We start from the raw sequence: 6329 nt of genomic DNA, 5'->3' as shown, positions 1-6329 counted from the left end.
GCGGATTGACGCTGCAATCGAACTACAAGGGCGCGGCTCATCCGGTGGCGACGCTCACGCTGACGGCAACGACCAAGGACCCGGTCACCGGCGCCGTCACGACAGCCTCGCCGCAGAGCATCACCGTAGTGGATCCTCGGCCCGCGACCGCCACAACGTCGCTAGAGTCCTTGGCAACCCGGGGCCCTGCGCTGCTGCACGAGCAAAGGGACCTGGTCGCCGGCGGCGCTAGGACCTGGGCGCCGCATAGCCTTGCCGCGGCGGATCATCCGACTGCGACCGGCACGGCCAGGGCGTCCCTGGCAAGCCAGAGTTTTGCGCTGCTGAACCAGTATCTGGCCGGCAAATCCGGCCGGGTCGATTCCGGTCAGATCGTGGCTGTCTTGTCGAATGGAGCCAGCTGGGATCACGACACGTACATGACCAGACCGCACCATTGATCGCCTCCGCACCCAGGGGCTTCCGCCCCTGGGTGCAGCACCGTCAAGGTTGTGAATGCCAGGGGGAGATCGAACGCGGACGTATTTCCGCAAGGGTTAGCCAAAATGGCGATACAAAACGAGAATGCCTACGCAGCAGACCATGGACTTCGAGCCCTGGCCCTGTTCCTGCGCTTTCATGGCGTGGACGCCAAGCCCGACCAGATCCGCGATCGCTATGGCGACGGCGGTGCAATCGGCATCCGCGCGATGCTTCGCTGCGCCCGCGAGCTCGGGCTTAAGGTCGGCGCGCGCAAGGCACATTGGAACCGTCTTTCGAGCGTTCGGCTGCCCGGCATCGCTTCGTTGCACGATGGCGGATTTCTGCTTCTCGCAAAGGCCGACGACAACGGCGCGGTTGTGCTGCATCCACACTCGTCGGGGCCGAAGCGGATTACGCGCGCGGAATTGGAAGCAATCTGGGATGGCCGTTTGATCCTGGCCGGATCACAGAACGTCGCGCAGCGGGCGCTTCATACCCTTGCTGGCATGGGTATGCGCGGTCGTGATCTGCTGCGGCGCGCCCGCGATACCGTGATGCGCCCGCGTTTCGCCGATCGACGCGATACGGCCGCCGAGGCGACGAGCACCGCATCTGAGAGCGACGATGACTCAGGGCTCATTGCCTTGGCGATATTGCTGCGTTGCCATGGCATCGCGGCCGACCCGGACCAGATCCGGCATCGGATGGGCGCGGCGCGCGTGGGTGTTACCGAAGTCCTGCGCTGTGCAAAGGATTTCGGACTCAAAGCCCAGGCACAGAGGACGAAGTGGAATCGGCTTGCGGTTACTCCGTTGCCGGGAATCGCCGTGCTTCGGGACGGTGGATTCCTGATCCTCGGCAAAGTCGTCGACGACAAGCTCCTCGTTCAGCGCCCGTCGTCGCCGCAACCCATTACAATGACCCAGGCCGACCTTGAGGCCATCTGGGACGGCGACATCATCCTGATGACCCGGCGCGCGCCCCTGACGGATCTCTCTCGACGGTTCGATATCAGCTGGTTTCTCGGCGCGGTCCACAAGTATCGCCATCTTCTCAGCGAAGTGCTGGTCGCGTCATTCTTCCTTCAGGTTTTTGCCCTTCTCTCACCGCTATTCTTCCAGGTGATCATCGACAAGGTGCTCGTGCATCGAAGCATGAGCACGCTTGATGTTCTGGTCACCGGTCTCGTCGCGCTGACGGTTTTCGAAACCGTCCTTGGCACGCTGCGCGTCTATCTGTTCGCGCATACGACGAACCGCATCGACGTCGAGCTCGGCGCCCGGCTGTTTCGTCACCTGCTGGCGTTGCCAATCGCATATTTCCAGACGCGCCGCGTCGGGGATTCGGTCGCACGCGTCCGCGAGCTCGAGAATATCCGCCAGTTCCTGACGAGCTCGGCGCTCACGCTTGTCATCGATCTCGTCTTCACCGTCGTTTTCCTCGCGGTGATGTTCTACTACACGACTTCGTTGACGCTGATCGTTCTGGCGTCGTTCCCATTCTACATCGGTATTTCTGCGGGAGCTGCGCCGCTGTTTCGCCGGCGCCTTGATGAGAAGTTCGATCGCGGCTCGGAGAATCAAGCTTTCCTGGTCGAGACCGTCACGGGCGTCGAAACGCTGAAGGCCATGGCGGTCGAGCCGCAGATGCAGCGACGTTGGGAGGAGCAGCTCGCCGCCTATGTGACCGCAAGCTTCCGCGTGCTCAGCCTGAACAATACGGCGAGCCAGGCGGTGCAGCTGATAAACAAGCTGGTCGTCGCCGCAACCCTGTACTTCGGTGCCAAGCTCGTGATCGGTGGCGACCTGACCGTCGGCGAACTCGTCGCATTCAATATGCTGGCATCCCGCGTAAGCATGCCGGTGCTGCGGCTCGCGCAGATTTGGCAGGATTTCCATCAGGCCCGCCTGTCGATCGATCGTCTCGGCGATATCCTCAACACCATTCCCGAGCCAAGCCTCAATCCTGGCCGCGCCACACTGCCGGCGATCCGCGGACAGGTGACATTCGAGCATGCGACTTTCCGCTACCGAGTCGACGGCCCCGAGGTGCTGCACGACGTGTCGTTCAGCGTCGAGCCCGGTCAGGTCATCGGCATCGTGGGCTCCTCGGGCTCCGGCAAGAGCACCATCGCCAAGCTGATACAGCGGCTCTATGTGCCGGAGAGCGGACGCGTGCTGGTCGATGGCGTCGATCTGGCGATGGTCGACCTGACCTGGCTTCGCCGCCAGATCGGAGTCGTCCTGCAAGAGAACGTACTCTTCAACCGATCCATTCGCGAAAACATCGCGCTCGCCGATCCGGCTATGCCTATGGAGCGCGTCGTTGCAGCGGCGTCGCTCGCTGGCGCTCACGATTTCATCCTGGAACTGCCCGAGGGCTATGACACTATCGTGGGCGAACGCGGCAGCAGTCTTTCTGGCGGACAGCGCCAGCGCGTCGCAATCGCGCGGGCACTCATCACCGATCCGCGCATCCTCATCCTCGACGAGGCGACCAGCGCGCTGGACTACGAAAGCGAACGCGCCATTCAGCAGAACATGACACGAATCTCTGCCGGCCGGACCGTCTTCGTCATCGCGCATCGGCTCTCGACTGTGCGTCACGCGAACCGGATCATCACGATCGAGCATGGCCGCATCGTCGAGGACGGTACCCATGATGACCTGATCCGCTCGAACGGGCGTTACGCTAACCTCCACTATCTGCAGGCCGGCATTCATGAAGTCCGCTAGCCAAAACATCGTCGAGTTTCCGAGAGTCAATCCTCGTCGCCACGAGCACGAAGTTGCGTTCCTGCCGGCGGCGCTCGAAATCACCGAATCGCCGCCGTCGCCGATCGGGCGCGCAATCGGGGCGAGTATCATCGCGGTCTTCTGCTTCGCGCTGGTGTGGGCGTCGCTGGGCAGCGTCGATATCGTCGCAACGGCGACGGGCAAGATCGTGCCAGACGGGCGCACCAAGCTGATCCAGCCATTCGACACCGGCGTCGTGCGCGCCATCAACGTGCGCGATGGTCAGAGCGTGAAGGCTGGCGACGTCCTGATCGAGCTCGACCCGACCATGACGGACGCCGACCAGGAGCGCCAGAAAAGCGATCTCCTTTCGGCCGAACTCGACGTCGCACGGCTGCGCGCGGCGCTCGCGGAGGATCCGCTTGTGGCCTTCCGACCGCCGCAGGGGGCAAGCGCGGCGGAGATCGAGATGCACCGTCAGTTTCTTGTCAGTCAGCTCGCCGAACAGAACACCAAGCTCGCCGAGATCGATCGCGAGCAAACCCAGAAAGAGGCGGAACGATCGACCACTTTGGCGAGCGGCGCGAAGCTCGAGGCGACGATACCGCTGCTGCAGGAGCGGGTCGACATTCAAAAGAACCTCGTCGACAAGGCACTTGCTTCGAAGGTCGTCTATCTCTCCGAGTATCAGGAACTGGTAGGCCTTCAGCAGGATCTCAACCTGCAGCAGAGCCGGCTGCGCGAAGCCGACGCAGCCATCGCGTTGCTGAAGGAAACGAGGGAAAAGACCGCCGCGGAGTACCGGCGCGCGACCTATGAGGCACTCGCAAAAGCCGAGCAGAGAGCTGCGAGCACCGGGCAGGAAGTGATCAAGGCAGAGCGGCGCACGAAGCTCCAACAATTGACCGCGCCGGTCGATGGCGTTGTGCAGCAACTCGCCGTTCATACGGTGGGAGGTGTGGTGACGCCTGCTCAGCCACTCGCCGTGGTGGTTCCGAGTGAGAGCCATCTCGAGATCGAGGCCATGCTCTCCAACCGAGACATCGGTTTCGTCCATCCGGGACAGAAGGCGGAAATCAAAGTCGACACATTCAACTTCACCCGCTACGGGCTTCTTCATGGTGAAGTGCTCAGCGTGTCATCCGACGCCATAGTTCGCGACAGGCAGCAGAGCGCGTCGAACGACCGCGCGTTGGGCGCAGCGCAGAGCGACAGTGAGCCGAGAGATCAGGAACTGCAGTATGCCACGCGCGTTTCACTTGACCGTACGGACATGCAGGTGGATGACAAGCTCGTCAAGCTCGGTCCGGGTATGGCGGTGACGGTCGAGATCAAGACTGGCACGCGCAGTATCATTGGCTATTTCCTCTCGCCGCTGGCGAAAACCAAGCAGGAATCATTGCACGAGCGGTAAAAGGGCAGGCTTCCAGCCGACGAACCTTTGTCCCTGCCATTGTCAACTCGAGCCACGTGGCGTCGGGTAACAATGAAGAAACAGCAGTCGCCAGGAAGAGCGCGCCAAGGCGATCCGAGCCGGAATTGACGCTTGTTTGCCGGAGCTAGCCAGGCGCCCGAAACGCCCTTCGTCCGGCAGGAACGCACGAGACACCCCTCTGCGCTGGCGGCGGACATGCTCCTGTTGGATAGGTGGGTGAGAAATCAGGGCTTTAGGGCTACCCCCAATTCATCAAGGGCTCTTGGGCACGGCTGCGTGCTAGGATCAGCCCCCGCATGTGCGGAGGGGAAACCGTGGCCCTGAACGTAGTCGGCCAAGCCAGACCGAACACATTCGCCTTCGAGACCAGTGCTGTCGCCGGAGCGACGTCGCGAGATGTTCGAGGCTCTCGATCCCGTGCTGCGCCGCAATCCAGAAGTCGGAGCCTACAACCAGACTTTCTGAGAGGAACTGGAGCATGCCGGACCGGATCGTAAGTTTTGTCATGAGCGGGGGCGTCGGATCACGGCTGTGGCCGCTCTCGCGCGAAGACAATCCCAAGCAATTCCATGACTTTTCGGGCGACGGCTCGATGCTTGCAAAAACTGTTCGACGCCTCAAGATGCGGCCGGACGGTGAGGCGCCGATCTACCTGATAGCTTCGGAACGGCATGCCGACCGCGTCATTTCGGATATCGGTGCGCTCGGCCTGAACGGCGGCAGACCGATTTTCGAGCCCATCGGACGCAATACGGCCGCGGCGGTCGCAATAGCCACCCTGCAGACAATCTCCGAACATGGCGTCGACGCGCTTGTACTGGTGGTGCCCTCCGACCACGAGATATCGACCGAAAAGCAATTCTGGGAAACCGTCGAAGCGGGCATGCCTGCCGCGGATTCAGGAAGCATTGTGGTATTCGGCATCAAACCGACGCATCCCGAAACAGGGTACGGCTACATAAAGGTTAAGGTTGCGGCAAATGGTGACGGAGTGGCCGCCGTTTCGCACTTTGTCGAAAAGCCCAATATCGAGACGGCCCGCAAATATGTGTCTTCGGGAAGGTTCTACTGGAACGCCGGCATCTTTCTGTTTCGTGCCGACACGATGCGGAAGGCATTTCTCGACCTCCGGCCGGACATCTGGGACACTGCGGAACGGGCCCATAAGACCGCACGGGCCGACCTCTCAGGCATTTATTTGCCTCAGGGCTTCTACTCGACCGTCCCGTCGACATCGATCGACTACGCGGTCATGGAGCATGCACGCGGTATCGCGATGGTTACGGCTTCCTTCCGCTGGAACGACCTTGGTTCGTGGCAATCGCTGCTCGAAGCCAGCCCGACGGACCGCGACGGAAATGTCGTAGCGGGCGACGTCGTCGCCATGGATTGCGGCAGCTCCTACCTCAGAAGCCAGGGCAGGCTGCTGACCGTCATCGGAATGAAGGATGTGGCGGTGGTGGCGACCCCGGACGCAGTGTTCGTCGCTCCGGTCACCCACAGCCAGAACGTGAAGAAGGTTGTCGAACAGTTAGAGAAGAGCGGACGCCTCGAGACGAAGTTCACGGCGTCGGAAGACCGCGTCATAATCAGCGGATCATGGCGAAAGCGCGTCGAGCACTGGCTCTTCAACGAGACGCTGCCGCTGTGGTCCACTGCAGGTGTCGACGATGTGCATGGCGGCTTCCACGAGGCTC

At 61.8% G+C, this 6329-nt stretch carries 3 protein-coding genes and 1 pseudogene; all 4 read left to right on the top strand.

The features are described 5' to 3' along the window. Positions 1-440, top strand: a pseudogene (locus EN745_RS36350) (hypothetical protein); the annotation flags it as partial. A gap of 105 nt (positions 441-545) precedes the next feature. After that, positions 546-3197 carry a type I secretion system permease/ATPase gene (locus EN745_RS27160; RefSeq protein WP_126055888.1) on the top strand — a complete coding sequence of 884 codons (2652 nt, stop codon included), beginning with the start codon at positions 546-548 and terminating at the stop codon, positions 3195-3197. Beyond that, positions 3184-4611: an HlyD family type I secretion periplasmic adaptor subunit gene (locus EN745_RS27155; RefSeq protein ID WP_127422674.1), complete on the top strand. Its 1428-nt coding sequence runs from the start codon at positions 3184-3186 to the stop codon at positions 4609-4611. The genes EN745_RS27160 and EN745_RS27155 overlap by 14 nt, the downstream gene beginning before the upstream one ends. Before the next feature lie 499 nt (positions 4612-5110). Beyond that, on the top strand, positions 5111-6329 hold a 1219-nt coding region (locus EN745_RS27150; RefSeq protein ID WP_127422673.1), incomplete at its 3' end, for a mannose-1-phosphate guanylyltransferase/mannose-6-phosphate isomerase.

Origin of the sequence: Mesorhizobium sp. M4A.F.Ca.ET.022.05.2.1 (genome assembly GCF_003998845.1) — a bacterium.
Classification (GTDB): domain Bacteria; phylum Pseudomonadota; class Alphaproteobacteria; order Rhizobiales; family Rhizobiaceae; genus Mesorhizobium.
Note: the sequence above shows the minus strand (reverse complement) of the source record. Positions and strands in the feature narration are given on the sequence as shown.